Annotated in this window: 18 protein-coding genes; 13 read left to right on the top strand and 5 right to left on the bottom strand. The window is 65.9% G+C overall.

Annotated features, from left to right (window positions below; all coding sequences use genetic code 11):
• The first annotated feature begins 231 nt into the window (after nucleotides 1-231).
• From AC1DSF_RS28115 to AC1DSF_RS28140, 6 genes are read left to right on the top strand one after another with little or no spacing between them, the layout of a single operon-like run.
• Nucleotides 232-1035, top strand: coding sequence for an ABC transporter ATP-binding protein (locus AC1DSF_RS28115; RefSeq protein ID WP_478128505.1), 804 nt, complete (start codon nucleotides 232-234; stop codon nucleotides 1033-1035).
• Entirely contained in the window at nucleotides 1032-1766 is a 735-nt protein-coding gene (locus AC1DSF_RS28120) for an ABC transporter ATP-binding protein (RefSeq protein WP_478183874.1), read from the top strand. The genes AC1DSF_RS28115 and AC1DSF_RS28120 overlap by 4 nt, the downstream gene beginning before the upstream one ends.
• A 42-nt stretch (nucleotides 1767-1808) precedes the next feature.
• Nucleotides 1809-2540: a nicotinamidase gene (locus AC1DSF_RS28125; RefSeq protein WP_478183904.1), complete on the top strand. Its 732-nt coding sequence runs from the start codon at nucleotides 1809-1811 to the stop codon at nucleotides 2538-2540.
• Nucleotides 2537-3016, top strand: coding sequence for a (2Fe-2S)-binding protein (locus AC1DSF_RS28130; RefSeq protein ID WP_478183875.1), 480 nt, complete (start codon nucleotides 2537-2539; stop codon nucleotides 3014-3016). Before AC1DSF_RS28125 ends, AC1DSF_RS28130 begins: the two co-directional genes overlap by 4 nt.
• Nucleotides 3013-6732: a molybdopterin cofactor-binding domain-containing protein gene (locus AC1DSF_RS28135; RefSeq protein WP_478183876.1), complete on the top strand. Its 3720-nt coding sequence runs from the start codon at nucleotides 3013-3015 to the stop codon at nucleotides 6730-6732. Before AC1DSF_RS28130 ends, AC1DSF_RS28135 begins: the two co-directional genes overlap by 4 nt.
• Before the next feature lie 40 nt (nucleotides 6733-6772).
• Nucleotides 6773-7957: a fumarylacetoacetate hydrolase family protein gene (locus AC1DSF_RS28140; RefSeq protein ID WP_478128509.1), complete on the top strand. Its 1185-nt coding sequence runs from the start codon at nucleotides 6773-6775 to the stop codon at nucleotides 7955-7957.
• Between the two features lie 4 nt (nucleotides 7958-7961).
• On the opposite strand, the gene AC1DSF_RS28145 is transcribed toward AC1DSF_RS28140, so the two are convergent.
• Entirely contained in the window at nucleotides 7962-8639 is a 678-nt protein-coding gene (locus tag AC1DSF_RS28145) for a hypothetical protein (protein ID WP_478183877.1), read from the bottom strand.
• Between the two features lie 54 nt (nucleotides 8640-8693).
• A complete protein-coding gene (locus AC1DSF_RS28150; protein WP_478183878.1) occupies nucleotides 8694-10229 on the bottom strand; it encodes a YifB family Mg chelatase-like AAA ATPase in 1536 nt (511 codons plus the stop codon).
• 164 nt (nucleotides 10230-10393) lie between these two features.
• Here AC1DSF_RS28150 and AC1DSF_RS28155 point away from each other — a divergent pair, with 164 nt between their 5' ends.
• The 7 genes from AC1DSF_RS28155 (at nucleotide 10394) to AC1DSF_RS28185 (ending at nucleotide 17262) form a co-directional block, all read left to right on the top strand.
• Nucleotides 10394-11266: a TorF family putative porin gene (locus AC1DSF_RS28155; protein WP_478128579.1), complete on the top strand. Its 873-nt coding sequence runs from the start codon at nucleotides 10394-10396 to the stop codon at nucleotides 11264-11266.
• Between the two features lie 56 nt (nucleotides 11267-11322).
• The gene (gene glnK, locus AC1DSF_RS28160; RefSeq protein WP_162565354.1) at nucleotides 11323-11661 is read left to right on the top strand and encodes a P-II family nitrogen regulator; all 339 of its coding nucleotides are present in this window, start codon (nucleotides 11323-11325) and stop codon (nucleotides 11659-11661) included.
• Nucleotides 11662-11688: 27 nt separating this feature from the next.
• Nucleotides 11689-13221: an ammonium transporter gene (locus AC1DSF_RS28165; RefSeq protein WP_478183879.1), complete on the top strand. Its 1533-nt coding sequence runs from the start codon at nucleotides 11689-11691 to the stop codon at nucleotides 13219-13221.
• 208 nt (nucleotides 13222-13429) lie between these two features.
• Nucleotides 13430-14350 carry an SMP-30/gluconolactonase/LRE family protein gene (locus tag AC1DSF_RS28170; protein ID WP_478183880.1) on the top strand — a complete coding sequence of 307 codons (921 nt, stop codon included), beginning with the start codon at nucleotides 13430-13432 and terminating at the stop codon, nucleotides 14348-14350.
• Nucleotides 14351-14375: 25 nt separating this feature from the next.
• On the top strand, nucleotides 14376-15482 hold the full coding sequence (gene glcE, locus AC1DSF_RS28175) for a glycolate oxidase subunit GlcE (protein ID WP_478128514.1): 1107 nt from the start codon (nucleotides 14376-14378) through the stop codon (nucleotides 15480-15482).
• Between the two features lie 41 nt (nucleotides 15483-15523).
• A complete protein-coding gene (glcF, locus tag AC1DSF_RS28180) occupies nucleotides 15524-16762 on the top strand; it encodes a glycolate oxidase subunit GlcF (RefSeq protein ID WP_478128515.1) in 1239 nt (412 codons plus the stop codon).
• 86 nt (nucleotides 16763-16848) lie between these two features.
• Nucleotides 16849-17262: a carboxypeptidase regulatory-like domain-containing protein gene (locus AC1DSF_RS28185; protein WP_478128516.1), complete on the top strand. Its 414-nt coding sequence runs from the start codon at nucleotides 16849-16851 to the stop codon at nucleotides 17260-17262.
• 24 nt (nucleotides 17263-17286) lie between these two features.
• On the opposite strand, the gene AC1DSF_RS28190 is transcribed toward AC1DSF_RS28185, so the two are convergent.
• Genes AC1DSF_RS28190 through lplT form a run of 3 tightly spaced genes read right to left on the bottom strand, consistent with a single transcriptional unit; the run spans nucleotide 17287 to nucleotide 19995 of the window.
• Nucleotides 17287-17772, bottom strand: coding sequence for a glutathione peroxidase (locus tag AC1DSF_RS28190; RefSeq protein ID WP_478128517.1), 486 nt, complete (start codon nucleotides 17770-17772; stop codon nucleotides 17287-17289).
• Nucleotides 17769-18671: a DMT family transporter gene (locus AC1DSF_RS28195; protein ID WP_478128518.1), complete on the bottom strand. Its 903-nt coding sequence runs from the start codon at nucleotides 18669-18671 to the stop codon at nucleotides 17769-17771. Before AC1DSF_RS28195 ends, AC1DSF_RS28190 begins: the two co-directional genes overlap by 4 nt.
• A 19-nt stretch (nucleotides 18672-18690) precedes the next feature.
• Complete coding sequence (gene lplT / locus AC1DSF_RS28200) at nucleotides 18691-19995, bottom strand: lysophospholipid transporter LplT (RefSeq protein ID WP_478128519.1); 1305 nt, start codon at nucleotides 19993-19995, stop codon at nucleotides 18691-18693.
• Nucleotides 19996-20051 lie beyond the last annotated feature (56 nt).

Below are 20051 nucleotides of genomic sequence, written 5' to 3' on the forward strand. Positions count from 1 at the left end.
GGGGTGCCGAGGAGCGGAGCTTTTCGTGGATCAGGGCCGCGCGTGTTTGAGCGCAGCGAGTTTGCGCGGACCCCACGAAAAGCGAGCACCGCAGGTTGCCCGTAGCGCAGCGAAGGGACGCCCACAGCAGGGTCGCCTTTTCTTTGCTTCCTTTCTTTTGGCGAAGCAAAAGAAAGGAAGTCGCCCGCCGGGGCGAGTCCCGGCCAACGGCCTAACCAAGCACGCCACCCCATGACCCTCCTAAAAGTCCAAGACCTAGGCAAGTCCTTCGGCGGCGTAAAAGCCGTAGACGGCATCACCTTCACCCTCCCCCCCGGCGAGCTCCTGGCCCTCATCGGCCCCAACGGCGCAGGCAAGTCCACCACCTTCAACATGGTCAACGGCCAACTCAAGGCAGACCGCGGCTCCATCCTCCTCGACGGCGAAGAACTCGTAGGCCGCAAGCCTAGAGAGATCTGGCGCATGGGCGTAGGCCGCACCTTCCAGATCGCCGAAACCTTCGCCTCACTCACCGTGGCCGAAAACGTGCAGATGGCCTTGCTCTCCAATGACCACAAACTCTTCACGACGTGGCGCCGCGCAGCCGACCACAAGCGCGACGAAGCGATCGAATTGCTCGACCAGGTCGGCATGAAGGCGCAAGCCGACCGCCCCTGCAGCGTGCTCGCCTATGGCGACGTCAAACGCGTCGAACTCGCGATCGCGATGGCCAACCGTCCCAAGCTCCTGCTCATGGACGAGCCCACCGCCGGCATGGCCCCCAAGGAACGCAACTCGCTGATGGCGCTGACCAAGCAACTGGTCGTCGATCGCGGCATGGCGGTGCTCTTCACCGAGCACAGCATGGACGTCGTCTTCGCGTATGCCGATCGAATGATCGTCCTCGCGCGCGGGCGGCTGATCGCGCAAGGCAAGCCGCTGGAGATCCGTGACCATCCGAAGGTGCAGGAGGTGTATTTCGGCAGCGGCAAGACTTTCGAGAAGATCGCGGAAAAGGCGGCGGCGGTGAACGCGGCGGTGGGAGAAAGCGCATGAGTTCGCACGAGGTATTGCTCGAAGCCAAGGCACTTTGCGCCTGGTACGGCGCTGCGCAGATCCTCTACGACGTCGACCTCGAAGTGCGGCGCGGCGAAGTGGTGGCGCTGATGGGGCGCAACGGGGCGGGCAAGTCGACGACGCTGAAGGCGCTCATCGGCATGCTCGGCAAACGGCGGGGCGCTGTGCGCTTTCTCGACCATGACATCTCCAAGAGCGAGCCGCATCAGGCCGCGCGGCTGGGCCTGGGCTTCGTGCCGGAGGACCGTCGCGTGTTCACCGATCTGAGCGTGATGGAGAACCTCGAAGTCGGCAAGCAGGACGCACGTCGCTGGAGCGATGGCACCGACGCGCCGCTGTGGACGCCCGAGCGGCTCTTCAAGCTGTTTCCCAATCTCGGCGAGATGCCCCATCGCCCGGGCGGGCGCATGAGCGGTGGCGAGCAGCAGATGCTCACGGTGGCACGCACATTGATGGGCAATCCCTACCTCGTGCTGCTCGACGAGCCTTCCGAGGGTGTTGCGCCGGTGATCGTCGAGCAGATGGCCAACATGATCCTGGAGCTCAAAGGGCAGGGCGTGAGCATTCTCTTGTCGGAGCAGAACATGCACTTCGCGGAGCTGGTGTCCGACCGTGCCTATGTGCTGGAGAAGGGGCAGATCCGCTATCAGTCGACGATGGCCGACCTGGCCACCAACGACGAAGTACGCCGTGCATACCTGAGTGTCTGAGCATCGATTTTTCAACCACGAGGAGTGAAGACCATGACGACCATGCATCTCACGCAACGCAGAACTCTCTTGAAGTCCGCAGCCGCCTTCGGCCTGATCGGCGGGCTGGGTGCCTCGGCACCGCTCTTCGCAGCTTCGAAGATCAAGCCGGCATCCAACGCGGCGCTGATCGTCGTCGACGTGCAGAACTGCTTCATCGATGGCGGAACCTTGCCGGTCAAGGGTGGTGCCGAGGTCGTGCCGATCATCAACAAGCTCGCCGGATCCTTCGACAACATCGTCGTCACGCAGGATTGGCACACGCCGGGCCATGCCTCCTTCGCGAGCACTTACGCGGGCAAGAAGCCGTTCGAGACCACCAAGCTGAGCTACGGCACGCAAGTGCTTTGGCCGGACCACTGCGTGCAGGGCACGGACGATGCCGCGCTCAACAAGGATCTGAAGCTGCCGACGGCGCAGATCATCATCCGCAAGGGCTTCCACAAGGGCATGGACAGCTACTCCGCATTCGAGGAAGCCGATCACAAGACGGCGACCGGGCTTGGCGGCTACCTGAAGGCACGTGGCGTGAAGACAGTGTTCGTCACCGGGCTCGCGACGGACTTCTGCGTGGCCTGGACGGCGATGGATGCGCGCAAGGCGGGCTTCGATGTCTACGTGATCGAGGATGCGACGCGCGCCATCGACCTCAACGGCTCGCTCGCCGCGGCATGGAAGCAGATGACCGCCAAGGGCGTCAAGCGCATTCAATCTTCCGATATCGAAAGCGTGTGACACCGACCCGCCTCACGGTCAACGGACGCGGCGTCGAACTCACCGCGCCGCGCGAGGCGACGCTCCTGCACGTATTGCGCAACGACCTGGGCCTGAACGGGCCCAAGTACGGCTGCGGCCTCGGGCAATGCGGTGCCTGCACGGTGTGGGTGGACGGCGTGGCCGCGCGTTCGTGCGTGATTCCGGCGCACGGCGTGGCGGGCCGCGCCATCACCACGCTCGAAGGCCTCGGCTCGCGTGATCGATGGCACCCCGTCCAGCAGGGCTTCGAAGACGCACAGGCGGCGCAATGCGGCTATTGCCTGAGCGGCATGGTGATGCAGGCAGCAGCATTGCTCGCCCGTGAGCCGAACCCGAGCGAGGCTCGAATCCGCAGCGAGCTGTCCGGCAATCTCTGCCGTTGCGGCACGCACGTGGAGATCGTGGCGGCCGTGCAGCGCGCGGCACTGTCGATGGCGAGGGACGCGGCTTCGTGACTCGGCGCGCCGACCAGCCCCGCACGCGCAGCGATTTCCTCCATGCCGACGGCGTGCTCGTCGTCGTGCGCGACACGCCGCCGGCACCGCCCCCGGCAAAGGGACAGCCGGCGCTCATCGCAGGCAACCCGGCAGAGGGGCCGGAGGTGTTGGTCGCGATATGGGACGACGGCAGCGTGACCGCGCTGAACGGCCATGTCGACCTGGGCACCGGCATCCAGACCGCGCTGTCGCAGATCGTCGCGGAAGAGCTCGATGTGTCGCTGGCGCAGGTGCGCATGGTGTTGGGCGACACCGCCAAGGCGCCCAACCAGGGCGCGACCATCGCGAGCGCATCGATCCAGATCCATGCCGAGCCGCTTCGCCGCGCGTCGGCACAGGCGCGCGCCTGGCTCGTTGCGCAGGCATCGGAGCAGCTTGGCGTACAGCCTTCGCTGCTGAAGGTGCGCGATGGCCGGGTGCACGCCGGAGACGATCCGGCCTTCAGTCTCGGCTTCGGCGAACTGGTCGCCGGCGCGCGCACGGTGCTGCAGCTTGATCCTGCATCGCGCTTGAAAGACCCTGCCGACTACCGCATCGTCGGCAGCCGCATTCCGCGCGTCGATATCCCTGCCAAGCTCACTGGCGAACTCGTCTTCGTGCATGACATGCGCGTGCCGGGCATGCTGCACGGCCGTGTCGTGCGCCCTCCGTATGCGGGGGCGGACCATGGTGACTTCATCGGCAATACGCTCGAATCGGTCGATGAATCGTCGATCGCCCACATCCCCGGAATCCGCGGCGTGGTCGTCATTCGCGACTTCGTCGGCGTGGTTGCGGAACGCGAAGAGCATGCCGAGCAGGCCCTGCGTGAACTGCGCGTGACCTGGAAAGCATGGCCCGGCCTGCCCGCGCTCAGCGATCTGGAAGGGGCATTGCGCAACAACCCTTCGACCCAGCGCGTGCTGGTCGACGAAGGCGACGTGGACCGTGCACTTGCGAGCGCCGCGAATCCGATGCCGCGCACCTACGTGTGGCCCTATCAGATGCACGCGTCGATCGGGCCCTCGTGCGCAGTCGCGCAGTGGGAGCCCGAGGGCGATGACGGCTACAAGCTGCGCGTGTGGGCCGGTTCGCAAAACCCGCACGTTCTGCGCGCCGATCTTGCAAAGCTGATGGGCCTCGACGACCTAGCTGTCGATGTCGTGCGGATGGAAGCGGCCGGTTGCTACGGACGCAATTGCGCCGACGACGTGGCGGCCGACGCGGCCCTGCTCGCGCGCGCAGTGAGCGCGCCCGTGCGAGTGCAACTCACGCGCGAACAGGAGCATGCGTGGGAGCCCAAGGGCGCCGCTCAGTTGATGCAGATCCGCGGCGGGCTCGACGCTGACGGCAATGTTGCGGCTTACGATTTCGAAACCTCCTATCCATCGAACGGTGCGCCGACGCTGGCGCTGCTGTTGACGCGCACCATTGAACCTGTCGCCCAAGCCTTCGAGATGGGCGACCGCACCGCCCGCCCGCCCTATGCCTACGCAAACCTGCGCGTCAAGGTCAACGACATGGCGCCCATCCTTCGGGCTTCATGGCTGCGCGGGGTGTCCGCGTTGCCGAGTTCGTTTGCGCACGAGTCCTACGTCGACGAACTCGCGACGGCCGCGGGCCTTGACCCCGTCGCCTTCCGCCTGCGCCATCTGCACGATCCGCGCGCCGCGGACCTCGTGCGCGAGACGGCACAGAAGGCAGGCTGGCGCATGCGCACCGGCCCGCAAGAGAACGCCGATGGCGGGCTGGGACCCGGTGGCGACATTCTTTTTGGGCAGGGCTTTGCCTATGCGCGCTACGTGCACAGCAAGTGGCCGGGCTTCGGGGCCGCATGGTCCGCCTGGGTTGCGGATGTGGAGGTCAACCGAAAGACCGGCGAGGTGCACGTACGCCGTGTCGTGGTTGGGCATGACGCCGGCCTCATGGTCAACCCGGCGGGCGTCGAACACCAGATTCATGGCAACGTGATCCAGACGACGAGCCGCGCGCTGAAGGAGCGGGTGCAGTTCGCGCCGCAGCGAGCGCCGGACGCCGAAACGCTCCCCGGCGTGCGGCCTTCAGGCGTGGTCGCGAGCCGCGAGTGGGGCAGCTACCCGATCATCAACTTCCGCGAGGTACCGGTCATCGAGGTGATGCATATGCAGCGCCCCGGAGAGCCGCCGCTCGGCGCGGGCGAATCGTCTTCGGTGCCGGGAACGGCGGCGATTGCCAACGCGATCTTCGATGCGACGGGCGTTCGCTTCCGGTCACCGCCGTTCACACCGGAGGTGGTGCTTGCGGCGTTGAATCCACTCGCGGCGCCGACGCCAGCGGGCGAGGGCGATGGTCCGCAGCCGAGGCGTGTCGAGCCGCTTCGCGAGCCGCCTGCTGACGCGCGGTGGCCTCGTCGCAGAGGTCTGTGGGCCGGACTCGCCGCGCTGGTCGTCGGCGGCATAGGGGTCATCGCGGGTTCCATGGGCTGGCGCTCCGCCATTGCGCCGGTGTCTTTCAGTGCACCGGCCTACAGCGAATCGATCATCGAGCGCGGCCGCACGCTCGCAGCACTCGGCGACTGCGCGGTTTGCCACACGGCAACCGGCGGCAAGCCCAACGCCGGCGGGCGCCCGATGCAAACGCCCTTCGGCACGATCTACACCACCAATCTCACGCCCGATGCCGAGACAGGGCTTGGCCGCTGGTCGTTCAGCGCCTTCCAGCGGGCGATGCGCGAAGGCATTTCGCGCGACGGCCATCATCTTTATCCGGCATTTCCGTACATGGCGTTCGCGAAGACCAGCGACGACGATCTGCAGGCGCTCTACGCGTATTTCATGTCATTGACGCCGGTCAGCGCCGAAACACCGAAGGCGGACCTGAAATTCCCCTTCGGCGCGCGGCCGCTCATGGCGGGGTGGAATGCGCTGTTCCACGATCCTTCGCCGATGCAGCCCGTTGCTTCGCAGAGCGCGGAATGGAACCGCGGCGCCTACCTCGTCAATGGGCTGGGCCACTGCGGCGCCTGCCACACGCCGCGCAACGCACTGGGCGCGGAGCAGGGCGGCACCGCGTTTCTGTCGGGCGCGATGGTGGACGGCTGGGAAGCGCCGGCGCTGACTTCAGTATCGACATCCGCCGTTCCGTGGAACGCCGAATCGCTCTACAGCTACCTCCGCCACGGCCACGCGAAGAACCACGGCATTGCAGGCGGTCCGATGGCGGAAGTCGTGCGCGAACTCTCAGCAGTGCCGGACGCGGACATCCGCGCGATGGCCACGTACCTTGCGTCCTTCAACCCCGACACATCCGATGAAGCAACCGCAGCGCAGGCGAAGCGCGTGGTGGCCGACGCTGCCGCCCGACAGGGGCGCCTGCTGGGCAGCGGTCAACGCTTGTTCGACGGCGCTTGCGCCGCCTGCCATCACGATGGCGACGGACCGACGCTGCTCGGCGTCAACACGCCCCTGGCGCTGAACACCAATCTCACGAGCGCCCGGCCAGACAATCTCCTGCGCACAATTCTGGATGGTGTGCGAGAACCGGCATCGCGAGACATCGGCTTCATGCCCGCGTTCGGCGATGCGCTCGACGATGCGCAAATCGCCGAACTGTCCAGTTACATGCGCGCGCGTTTCGCGCCGCAAGAGCCGGCATGGAAGGACCTGCCGCAGGCGATTGCCCGCGTCCGCGCGAGCGGTACCGACAAAGCGCGCTGACAGTCCCGTACGATCTGCAAATCAAAAAGGAGACTTCTGCATGACCTCGTCGCTTTCGCCAGATCAATCATTGCCTCAGGATGCCGAGCGCGCCACGCTGATCGGCCGCATCTGGCTGCCCGACGTCGGTCCGGTGCTCGTTGCCCTGCACGAGGGCGGACTGCACGACCTCTCGCGCATCGCCGCGACTGCCAGCCAATTGCTCGAACTCGATGACCCGGTGGGCGCGGTGCGCCAGGGGTTGCGTGACGAACGCCTGCCGCGCGTGGCTGCACTGGAGCCGACCTTGGCCAACAGCGACGAGTCGCAACGCGACACCCTGCATCCCTGGATGCTCGCGCCGTGCGATCTGCAGGCAGTCAAGGCCAGCGGCGTCACCTTCATCGCGAGCCTGCTCGAACGCGTCATCGAAGAGCAATCGCGCGGCGATGCGTCGAAGGCGGAATCCATCCGCGCAGCGCTCGGCGGGGTGCTCGGAGACAACCTCGCCGGCATCGTGCCCGGATCGCCGCAAGCAGCCAAGGTCAAGGACGTGCTCATTGCACAGGGCGCGTGGTCGCAGTATCTGGAGGTCGGAATCGGCCCCGACGCCGAGATCTTCACCAAGGCGCCGGTGATGTCGGCAGTCGGAACCGGCGCCGACGTGGGCATTCATTCGGGATCGATCTGGAACAACCCGGAGCCCGAGGTGGTGCTGGCCGTCAACAGCCGTGGACAGACGCTCGGTGCGGCGCTCGGCAACGACGTGAACCTGCGCGACTTCGAAGGCCGGAGCGCACTGCTGCTCGGCAAGGCAAAGGACAACAACGCTTCTTGCGCCATCGGGCCTTTCATCAGGCTCTTCGACGAACACTTCGGCATCGAAGATGTGCGCCGCATCACTGTCGCGCTGCGAGTGCTCGGGCCGGAAGGCTTCACGCTCGAAGGGTCGAGTTCGCTCTCCAAGATCAGCCGCGATCCCCTGGACCTCGTGTCGCAGGCGATCGGGCCGCACCATGCCTATCCGGACGGCCTGATGCTCTTTCTCGGCACCATGTTCGCGCCCACGCAGGACCGCCATGGCCCGGGCCAGGGGTTCACGCACGTGGTGGGCGACCGCGTCACGATTTCGGCCCCTGAACTCGGCGCCCTGGAGAACCGTGTGGTGCATTCCGAAGACGCCGCACGTTGGAACTTCGGGATCGGCGCGCTGATGCGCAACCTTGGAGGTCGCGGACTTCTTTGACCCACTATTCAGTGAGCGTCGCGTTCTGCATGGCATCGCTCTCGCTCGCGCAGTTGCCGAATTCGCAGCGCACCACCATCACCTCTCCATCGCTGCACGGCACTGCGTGAAGCTCGAAGCCGGGGCCTTTTTCCTGCAGTGATGCAAACGGAACCGCTGCGCAGTTCCGATCCTTGGCCAGGGCTTCGACGTTGTAGGTGTCCCGTCCCGTCGCACGGGGCGGCGGCTTGTTTGGCATCAATGAGCGCGGTGCCCAGGTGACCTTCACGCCCGGATCCGCGTTGACGTAGCCCTTCTCGGCCAGGCAGTTCATCAGCATGGTTTCCTGGCGCGACCACCAATCGACGCGCTCGGGCATGTACGCGACGAAATGCAGGCCCGCCAGTCCCAGCAGCGCGCCGCCGCCGGGAAGAACGCCCCAGCCAGCCGCCCAGCCCAAGCCGACCGTACCGACGTCGATGGCTGCCAGCGCATCGTCGTGCCGGTCCATCTTGAATGGCACGTTCACCGCACTTAGCCTGCAGTGCGCGACGTCCTTGTCGAAGGCCGCGATGTCGGTCGATGGGGGATGAACGTTGGGTACGTAGTCCGCCCCGTAACGCGATCCCGGCCCCTCGTTGGGACGAATCGCACAGCCGCAAACCAGCGCGGCCGCGCACGCCATGCTCAGCACTTTTTTCATACCTCTCCCTGCGAAATTCTTGATTTAGGGTGCGGATTCAACCACACCGGCCAATCAAGTCGCAGTGCGCAACGCGCGCCGGTATTGCACCGCTTCGGCGACGTGGCCCACCTGGACTTCACCGGCTTCCGCCAGGTCCGCGATGGTGCGGGCCACCTTCAATGCCCGATGTGTGCTGCGCGCCGACCAGCCCAGCTTGGCCGCCGCTGTGTGCATGAACTTCAACGCGTCGGCTGCCAACGAAGCGTGCTGGTCGATCTCTGCGCCCTGCAACGCGTGGTTGGTCTTTCCTTGTCGCTTTACTGCAAGTTCGCGAGCGCGAACGGCGCGCTCGCGAATGGCGCCGGTCGCTTCGCCGGCAGGCGCCTCCAGCAGTTGCTGCGCGGACACTGCAGGCACTTCGATGTGAAGATCGATGCGGTCGAGCAAGGGTCCGCTGAGCTTGCCCTGGTAGCGCGAAACCTGATCCGGCGTACAGCGGCAGGCTTTCAGCGTCGATCCCAGATAGCCGCAGGGGCAGGGGTTCATCGCCGCGATCAACTGGAACTTCGCGGGGAACTCGGCGCGCCGCGCCGCGCGTGCGATCGTGATGGTCCCGGTCTCCAGGGGCTCGCGGAGCGCCTCCAAGGCGGGCCGTGTGAATTCCGGAAATTCATCGAGAAAAAGGACACCGTGATGCGCCAGCGAAATCTCGCCGGGCCGTGGAGGCGACCCGCCGCCCACCATGGCGACGGCGCTCGCCGTGTGATGCGGGCTGGACGTCGGCCGGCACATCCAGCAGTCGACCGCGAACCGGCCACCCAGACTGGCGACGGCGGCGCTTTCGAGCGCTTCGTCGACGCTCATGGCAGGCAGCAACCCGGCGAAACGCTGCGCCAGCATCGACTTGCCTGAACCGGGCGGCCCCACCATCAAGAGGCTGTGATTGCCAGCGGCGGCGATTTCCAGTGCGCGCTTGGCGCCGGCGTGTCCCTTCACATCAGCCAGATCGGAATGAGCCACAGCGGTTCTGCCAGGCACCGGCAGGACGCGGGCCCAGCCGTCATCCCTGGCTTCGGGCGGAACGCTGTCCGGCGGGAGAAACTGCTGGACCACGTCGAGCAGATGCCGCGCGCCATAGACCTCCGCGCCGGGCACCAGGGCGGCCTCCTGTGCGCTGTCGGTCGGCAGCACCAGCCGGGTGGCGATGCCGCGCGTATGCAGCGCCAGCGACATGGCGAGCGCACCACGCACGGGACGCAGCTGCCCCGAAAGCGAGAGCTCGCCCGCGAACTCATGCCCCACCAGTCGCGCGGCCTCGATCTGGCCGCTCGCCGCGAGGATGCCAAGGGCGATCGGCAGATCGAAGCGCCCGGAATCCTTCGGCAGATCCGCAGGCGCGAGGTTGACCGTGATCCGCTTGTTATTGGGGAACTCGAGGCCGGCGTTCTGGATGGCCGACCGCACGCGTTCGCGTGCTTCCCTCACTTCGACGTCGACCAGACCGACCAACGTGAAGCTGGGCAAACCATTGGCCAGATGCACCTCAACCGTGACGCTGGCGGCTTCCAGGCCCAACAGCGCGCGGCTTTGCACCAAACAAAGACTCATGACACTCCCTATCCCCAGGATGGTGCACCCATCCCTTTCTTGTATGAAACGACGTACATGCCGCGCCGGCCCTTGTAAGGCAGGCCTTGTTGCGCTTGGCACGCTCCCTGCTTTGAGGTGGTTGATCACCACTTTCAAAAACAACTCCGAGGAGTCTTTCGATGATGCACCGTAAACCCGTCCGAATCCTGGCTTTGGGCGCACTCGCTGTCTTGCCGATGCTTGCGAGCGCGCAAGCCACCGACGCAAGTGCAGCGCCGGCGGCAGCTCCAGCCCCGAATCTCACGGGCAATATTTCGCTGACCACGAACTACAAGTTCCGCGGCCAGGATCAGGACACCATCGGGCACAACGGCTTCGCCAAGACCAGCTGGTTCAAGCCCGCCATTCAAGGCGGCCTGGACTACGCCTTTGGAGAAAGCGGCTTCTACGTCGGCAACTGGAACTCCAGCGTGAACTGGCTGCCGGGCAACTCGATCGAGATGGACTTCTACGGCGGCTACAAATTCAAGGGCGGCCCGATCGACTGGGACGTGGGCGTCTACCAGTACTACTACCCCGGCAACACCGCGGGCAACACGACTGAAATCTACGGCGGCGCAAGCTGGACCGACGAGCGCATCGGCACCTTCGCGGGCAAGTATTCGTGGACCGTATCGAGCGACTACTTCAACTACGCCGGCAGCCAGGGCGGCTCGGGGCTCGATGGCCAGAACACCAGCTACCTGAATCTCTCCTACTCGAAGGAGATCTTCCCGAAGCTGACCTTCAAGACGGCCGTTGGCTACACCTTCTTCACCAGCGACATCAAGAGCCTGGGCTACAAGGACTACCTTGACTACAACGTAGGCGTTTCCTACGACTTCGGCAGCGGCTTGGCGTTGGCCGGCTCGGTGCAGGGGGGCAACAACCAGAGCGCCTTCAACCTGGTTGCCAGTCCAGGGATCCCCACCGGGACTGCCTTCGGACCGATCGGCCAGACCACCTTCTCGCCGAACGTCACCCGATTCATCGTCATGCTCACCAAGACGCTGTAGCTGCCGCAGGCGCGGCACCCATGGCCGCGCCGCTTCCATCCATCAGGAGAAACATCATGAAGCTGGTCACAGCCATCATCAAACCCTTCAAGCTCGATGAAGTGCGCGAAGCGCTCTCGGCCATCGGCGTGCAAGGGATCACCGTCACCGAGGTCAAGGGCTTCGGTCGGCAGAAGGGCCACACGGAGCTGTATCGCGGCGCTGAGTACGTGGTCGACTTCCTGCCCAAGGTCAAGATCGAGGCCGCCGTGGCCGACGAACTCGTCGAGCGAGTGATCGAGGCGGTCGAGTCCGCCGCACGCACCGGCAAGATCGGCGACGGCAAGGTTTTTGTGTACGACCTGGAGCAAGTCGTCCGCATTCGCACCGGCGAAACGGGCCGCGAAGCGCTCTGAACTACAAGGCATGAAAGACATACCGAAATGAAGAAATTCCTTGTTTCACTCGCGCTCGGCCTGAGCGTGCTTGCCGCCGGCACCTCCGGCTTCGCGCAGACGCCGCCGGCAGCGCCCGCTGCAGAGGCGAGCGCCCCGGCCGCTGCCGCCACCGCAGCAGCACCTGCCGCAGCCGCTGCTGCCGCAGCACCGGCCGACGCCGCTGCAGCAACGCCCGCTGCTGCACCCGCGCCTTCCTTCAACAAGGGCGACACCGCCTGGATGCTCGTCTCCACGCTGCTGGTGATCATGATGACGATCCCCGGCCTGKCGCTGTTCTACGGCGGCCTCGTCCGCAGCAAGAACATGCTGTCGGTGCTGATGCAGGTGATGGTCACCTTCTCGATGATCGTGGTGCTGTGGCTGATCTACGGCTACAGCCTGGCATTCACCGAAGGCAATTCATTCATCGGCGGATTCGACCGGCTCTTCATGAGGGGCATCTTCGATGCGTCGACCGGCGTGTTCGCGCCCGGCGCGACCTTCAGCAAGGGCGTGTACATCCCCGAGCTGCTGTTCGCCGCCTTCCAGGCAACCTTCGCCGGCATCACCTGCTGCCTGATCGTCGGCGCCTTCGCCGAGCGCATCAAGTTCTCGGCCGTGCTGCTCTTCATGGCGATCTGGTTCACCTTCAGCTATGCGCCGATCGCGCACATGGTCTGGTTCTGGATGGGTCCTGACGCTTACTCGAGCAAGGACGTCGTCGACGCCATGAACGCCAAGGCCGGTTTGATCTGGCAGTGGGGCGCACTCGACTTCGCGGGCGGCACGGTGGTGCACATCAACGCGGCCGTCGCCGGCCTCGTCGGCGCCTTCCTGGTCGGCAAGCGCATCGGCTACGGCAAGGAATCGTTCACGCCGCATTCGCTGACGCTGACGATGGTCGGTGCTTCGCTGCTGTGGGTGGGCTGGTTCGGCTTCAACGCCGGCTCCGCGCTCGAGGCAGGCACCAGCGCCGTGCTCGCCTTCATGAACACCTTCTCCGCGACCTCCGCCGCCGTGCTGGCATGGTGCATCGGTGAAGCGCTGATGCGTGGCAAGGCTTCCATGCTGGGTGCCGCATCGGGCGCCGTCGCCGGCCTCGTGGCCATCACCCCCGCCGCCGGCAACGTCGGCCTGATGGGCGCGATCATCATCGGCTTCATTGCCGGCTTCGCCTGCCTGTGGGGCGTCAACGGTCTCAAGAGACTGCTCGGCGCGGACGACTCGCTCGACGTCTTCGGCGTGCACGGTGTCGGCGGAATCGTCGGCGCACTGCTCACCGGTGTCTTCAACACCCAAGCGCTCGGCGGACCTGGCCTCGTCGGCGACTGGGTCACCGCCAGCGTCATCTCCAACGGCATCGGCGCCCAATTTTGGATCCAGCTCAAAGCCGTCCTGCTGACCGTCGTCTGGTCTGCCGTCGTCGCCTTCATCGCCTTCAAGATCGCCGACCTCACCATCGGCCTGCGAGTCACCGAAGAAGAAGAACGCGAAGGCCTGGACATCTCCGCCCACGGCGAAACCGCCTACAACCGTTAACCCAAGCGTCTCCTCTGGATATTAGGCCCGCTAACGCGGGCCTTTTTTTGCGCAAAGAAAAAGCCCAGCGAAGCGGGGCCCCCACCAGAAACACCGCGGAACCGGCTTCGCCGGGCCGCTGGTGTTGCCCCCGGTAGGGGGTGGAGAGCGACACGAAGTGCGCGAGCCTGGGGGCGAGCATAATTTTTCGGGCGAGCATAATTTTTAGATGTGGACCACACTGAATGAGAGCTTGAGCCAGCTCGGCGAATCGCCCTTCTGGCATCCGGCGGAACGATCGCTCTATTGGCTGGACATCCCCGGCCGCGCCGTTCTGCGCACGCGCGGCGACATCGCCGATCCGAAGGTCGAGCGATGGGACATGCCGACCGAGCCCGGCTGCATGGCGCCGGCGCGGCGCGGCGGGCTGGTGATTGCGCTGCGCGACGGCGTCTATCGCGCGCGCGAATGGGGCCGCACGCTGCAAGCCATGGCCGGTGCCGACCACGACGTGCGCACGATGCGCTTCAACGACGGCAAATGCGATCCGCTGGGTCGCTTTTGGGCCGGCACGCTCAATGAGGCCAAGGACCGGCCCAACGCGGCGCTCTATTGCCTCGACGCACGCGCCGGCCGCGCGCCGACGCTCAGGCAGATGGCCAACGAAGCGACCACGGCGAACGGGCTGGCCTTCTCGCCCGATGGCGCCACGCTGTATTGGGCCGATACCGCGGCGCACTGCGTGCGTGCGTGGAATTGGGCCGCGCGCGCCAACACCATGACGCATCCTCGCGTGTTCCAGCAGTTCGCCGACAAGCCCGATGGCTGGACGCCGGAGTCGCCCGTGCGCTACGAGGGCCGGCCTGACGGAGCGACGATCGACGCCGAAGGGCACTACTGGGTCGCCATGTTCGAGGGCGGCCAGTTGCTGCGTTTCTCGCCCGCGGGTGAGCGCGTGTTGTCATTGCCCACGCCCGTCCAATGCCCGACCATGCCCTGCTTCGGCGGGGACGACCTGCGCACGCTGTTCGTGACCACGGCGCGACGCGGCAGGCCGGCGGCGGAGCTCGAAAAGCGGCCCGCGTCGGGGCATGTGCTGTCGATTCGCGTTGCGACGCCGGGGCTGCCGGTCCAGTTTTTCGAAGAGTGATTGCGCCGGCGGTACGATCGCCCGCATGGATCCAGCCCTCTGCCCGATCACCGAGCGCATACGCGCCGCCGCGAGCGCCGCCGACGGCACGTTTCTCTGCATCCGCGGCCACGGAACCAAGGACTTCTACGGCGAGATGCCGCAGGGCGAACCGCTGCTCACTGGAGGACTCGCGGGCATCACGAGCTACGAGCCCAGCGAATTGGTGGTCACGGCGCGCGCCGGAACGCCGCTCGTCGAGCTCGAAGCCGCTTTGGCGGCGCAAGGCCAGTGCCTGCCTTTCGAGCCGCCGCGCTTCGGTGCCGGCGGCACGGTGGGCGGCATGGTGGCTGCCGGACTCAGCGGGCCTGCGCGCGCGAGCGTCGGCTCGGTGCGGGATTACGTGCTCGGCGCCACGATCGTCAATGGTCGCGGCGAGGTCCTCACCTTTGGCGGACAGGTCATGAAGAACGTTGCGGGATACGACGTCTCCCGCGTGCTTGCCGGTTCGCTGGGCGTGCTCGGCCTCATCGCCGAGGTAAGCCTGAAGGTGCTGCCGCTGGCGCCGGCCGAGGCAACGCTCGATTTCGAATGCAGCCAGGCCGATGCGATGCGATTGCTGAACGAATGGGGTGGCCGTCCGCTGCCGCTGAACGCCAGCGTCTGGCGTGAACGCGACGGCGCGGGCGTGTTGTCGCTGCGCTTGCGCGGCGCGGCGGCGGCGGTGGAGGCCGCGTGCGTGCACCTCGGCGGTGAGCGACAGGACAACGCACGCACGGGCGCCGGCTGGGATTCTCTGCGCGATCAGACGCATCCGTGGTTCGCCTCGGCGCAGGGTGCGAACGACCTCTGGCGGATATCGGTGCCGCAGACCGCGCCAGTGCTCCAAGTGGACGGCACGCCGCTGATCGAATGGCACGGCGGCCAGCGGTGGTATCTCGCGCCGCCGGACCAGCGCCCGCGGCTGCGAGCTGCCGCGCGTGCAGCCGGCGGCCATGCGACGTTGTTCAGGGCTTCGGACGCACACAGCCAGCGCGTGCTCGACAAGTTCGACGCGTTGAGCGCTCCGGTCGAGCGCATTCATCGCGCACTGATGCAGGAGTTCGACCCGCACGCCGTGTTCCATCGTGGCCGGCTCTATCCCGCGCATTGATGCGCAACCCCATGCACTGACACGTACACGCACGCACCAGCATGCAAACCGAACTCGCACCCGAATTCCAGGGCACTCCCGAAGGCCGCGAAGCCGAAGCGATCCTGCGCAAGTGCGTGCACTGCGGCTTCTGCACGGCCACCTGTCCGACCTACCAGTTGCTCGGCGACGAACTCGACGGGCCGCGCGGGCGCATCTACCTCATCAAGCAAGTGCTCGAAGGCAAGGCCCCGACGCGCAGCACGCAACTGCACCTCGATCGTTGCTTGACCTGCCGCAACTGCGAAACCACCTGCCCGAGCGGCGTGCAGTATGGCCATCTGGTCGACATCGGCCGAAAGATCGTCGACGAGAAGGTGCCGCGGCCCGCATTCGAAAGCGCCGTGCGCTGGACGCTGAAGGAAGCGTTGCCGTCACCGCTCTTCGCGCCTGCGATGAAGCTCGGCCAGTCGGTGCGCGGCCTCTTGCCTGCCAAGCTCAAGGCCAAGGTGCCAGCGCCGCAACCGGCCGGTGCGTGGCCTGCGCGCGCCCACGCGCGCAAGATGCTGATGCTCGCCGGCTGCGTGCAGCCTTCGATGTCGCCCAACATCAACAGCGCGACGGCGCGCGTGCTCGATGCCGCCGGCATCCAGGCGGTGGTGGCGCCCTCGGCGGGTTGCTGCGGTGCCGTCAAGTTTCACCTCAACGACCATGAGGGCGGCAAGGCCCAGATGCGCGCGAACATCGACGCGTGGTGGCCGCAGGTCGACAGTGGCGAGGTCGAGGCGATCGTCATGAACGCATCGGGCTGCGGCGTGACAGTGCGCGAATACGGCCACATGCTGAAGGACGATGTGGCCTACGCGGCAAAGGCTGAACGCATCAGCGCCCTCACACGCGACTTGAGCGAACTGCTGCCGGACATGGTCGAGACATTGAAGCCGCGCGTCCGTGCGCCATCGGGCGTGGTCGCCTACCACCCGCCCTGCACGCTGCAGCACGGGCAGAAGCTGCGCGGCGGGGTCGAGAAGAACCTGCGCATCCTGGGTTTCGACATTCAGGTTGCGCAGGCCGAGGCGCACCTCTGCTGCGGATCGGCGGGCACCTATTCGGTCCTGCAGCCGGACTTGGCCTATCCGCTGCGCGACCGAAAGCTCGGTCACCTCAACCAGTTGCAGCCGACGACTATCGTGTCGGCCAACATCGGGTGCATCACCCATCTGCAAAGCGGCAGCGAAGTGCCCGTGCGGCATTGGGTCGAACTGCTCGACGAAGCGCTCGCTCCCGCATCGGCACCCTGATCGGACAGCGACAGGGGGTTTGGTCCGACCCTGGCGCAGACGTTGTGCCGCGAGCATTCCCGGATGTTCATGACGGGAGTGATGTGATGGCTGCCTCTTTCCGGAATCTTGCGCGCGGCGCCGCCGTATGTGTGTGCGCACTCGTGCCATGGGTGGTGCAAGCCCAGTCCGCCGCTCACGTCACCGAAGATGGTGGCGCGAAATATGTGTGCGGCGGCGTCGGCTCGGACGAATCCGTCGCGCTCCGGGCGTCGATGAAAGACCATCCGTTGTCGCTGCTGTTTGCTCGGTCCAACGGTGCCTATCTGGCGGACGTGGCTGTGACGGTCAAGGATGCCGGCGGCACAACGGCGCTGGCGATGCGCGCCACCGGGCCCATCTGCCTGGTGGACCTTCCGGCCGGGCGCTATACCGTCGAGGCCGAGAGCGAGGGCGTCACCAAGACGCAGGTCGTGACGCTCGGCGGCAACGGGTCGAAGACGGCCGATTTTCGGTTCTGACCCCGCACGTGCTCTTTGCGCGCGTCACGCCGCCAGCGCGGCCTCGATGTCGCGCGTGATCGACTCGGGCTTGTCCAGCGGCGCATAGCGCCGGATCACTTGCCCGTCCTTGCCGATCAGGAACTTGGTGAAGTTCCATTTGATGGCCGTGCTGCCGAGGAGTCCCGGGGCTTCCTTGACGAGCCACTTGTAGAGCGGCGCCGCGTCCGGTCCCTTGACGTCGATCTTTTCCATCATCGGAAAGCTCACGCCGTAGTTCTTCGTGCAGAAGGCGCCAATTTCCTCGTTGGTGCCCGGGTCCTGATGGCCGAACTGATTGGATGGGAACCCCAGCACCGCCAGGCCCTTTGCCGCATATTTCTCGTACAGCGCCTCAAGCCCTGCGAACTGCGGCGTGAAGCCGCACTGGCTGGCCGTGTTGACGATCAGCAGTACCTTGCCCTTGAAGCTTGCGAGCGACACCGGCTTGCCGTCGATCTGGCGGGCTTCGAAGTCATAGACGCTGGTCATGGCATGTCCTTCCGGAAAACAGTGGGACGATCATCGTCGGCGACCGGATTTCGCGCAAACGCCGACCACACCGCCGCGAGCACGATGAGTGCGCCGCCGATCCAGATCCGCTGGTCGAGAGTCGCCGCACCGAGCGCAACGGAGGACACGCTCGCAAACAGCACTTCGGACAGCATGAGCACCGAGGTCGCGTTGGCCGCAAGGCGCGCGGCGCCGTATTGCAGGCAGACGTTGGCGAACACGAATCCGCAGCCCAGCACCAGCGCCCAGGCCCACAAGCCGGAACCGCCGAGCGCAGGCGCCGGCATCGCTCCCACGATGGTGCCTGCAACGGCCGTCACGCCGGCTGCCAGTGCGCAGCCGCCGAACATGGCCAGCGCGCGCGACTCGCCCGGTGCGGCACGCAGGCGGCGCAGCAGGATGTTGGTCACGGCAAAGCCGAAGCCCGCCGCGACAGCGAGCCAGTCAGGCAGGCTGGAGGGCACCGGCCAGTCGGTCTCCGGCGTCTTGAGCACCACTGCCACGCCGATGAGCGCGAGCGCCACCCGGGCCAACGCCGATGCCGTCGGCCGCTCGCCGAGGAAGATCCACGCCAGCAGCACGATCCACAGCGGCATCAGATAGAACAGCAGCACCACGCGCACTACGTCGCCCTGGGTCACCGCCCAGTTGAAGCCGACGTTGGTGAAGCCCGCCGCCAAGCCCAGCAGCACGAGCGAGGGAAAGCGCGCAAAGGCGTGCCACATGCTGCGGCGCAGCAGTGCCATCACGGCCGTGATCGCGGCATAGATCAGGAAGGTGGCCCACACCGGATGGACTCCGTGGCTTTCGATCTGCCGAAACGGAAACCACGAGACGCCCCAGACGAAGGCGTTGAAGATCAGCGCAATAGCGGGCAAGGCTGTTCCGGACCCGCGCTCAGTGATGCTTGTCGCTGCGTGCGATGGCGAGGAGGTGCTCGACTTCCTCCGGGTAGCGGCGGAGATTGTTCTGGTGCCAGCGCTTGATCAGCCACATGAAGCCCGCCACCACGACGCCGAAGGCGGTAATGGCCGAATAGGCCGACATGCCGATGCCCGTGCAGGCGCTGTAGAAGGCGCCGAGGACCAGGATGCAGGACTGCTCGTTGAAGTTCTGCACGGCGATCGAACGGCCGGCGCCCATCAGGTTGTGGCCGCGATGCTGCAGCAGCGCATTCATGGGCACCACCAGAAAGCCGCCCAGGCCGCCCAGCAAGATGAGGAAGGGCACGGCCAGCCAGATGTTGCCGATGAAGTTCATGCCGATGACCAGCACGCCCATGCCGATGCCCATCGGGATCACGCGCGTCGCCATGTCGAGCCGCATGCGCACCGAAGCGACGATCGCGCCGACGGCGGTGCCGATGGCCACCACACCCGTCAGCGACGACGCCTGCGCCGTGTTGTAGCCGAGCGCCAGCGAGGCCCAGGCCAGCACGATGTACTTGAGATTGCCGCCCGCGCCCCAGAACAGGGTGGTGGTCGCCAGTGAGATCTGGCCGAGCTTGTCACGCCAGAGACGCGAATTGCAGTGCCAGAAGTCGGGCAGCAGCGCGGCCATGTTGCGCAGGACGCCATGCTGCGGATTGGCCCGCAGCGGCCGCATCTCGACCCCGGTGTCCGGAATGCGGGTGTTGAACCATGCGGCCACCACGTAGACCACGATCAGCGTCGCGATCGCGGCTTCGGGCGGCGTGTTGACGCCGGTGTCGATGAAGGGGAAGTCCAGCGCCAGCAAGTGGCTGGCCAGCGCATGGCTCACCAGCTGACCGCCGAGCACGATACCCAGGATGATCGATGCGATGGTCAAGCCTTCGATCCATCCATTGGCCTTCACCAGCTGCGAAGCCGGAAGAAGCTCAGTCAAGATGCCGTACTTGGCCGGCGAGTACGCAGCCGCCCCGAGCCCGACAATCGCGTAGGCAAAAAGCGGATGCGAGCCGAACAGCATCGTCACGCAGCCGACCACCTTGATCGCATTGCTGATGAACATGACCTTGCCTTTGGGCAAGGCGTCCGCAAAGGCACCCACGAGCGGCGCGAGCGCTACATAGAAGACGGTGAAGATGGGGACCAGTGCGGCGCGCTGCCATTCGGGCGCGCCGCTGCTTCGCATGAGTTCGACGGCAGCGACAAAGAGCGCGTTGTCGGCCAGCGACGAAAAAAACTGGGCCGACATGATCGTATAGAAACCGCGCTTCATCGATGGCTGACTGGCCGGTAACAAAAGTGGTCCGGCGATAGTGGAAGAGGGGCCGC

Source organism: Variovorax sp. 01N429 (assembly GCF_056399425.1).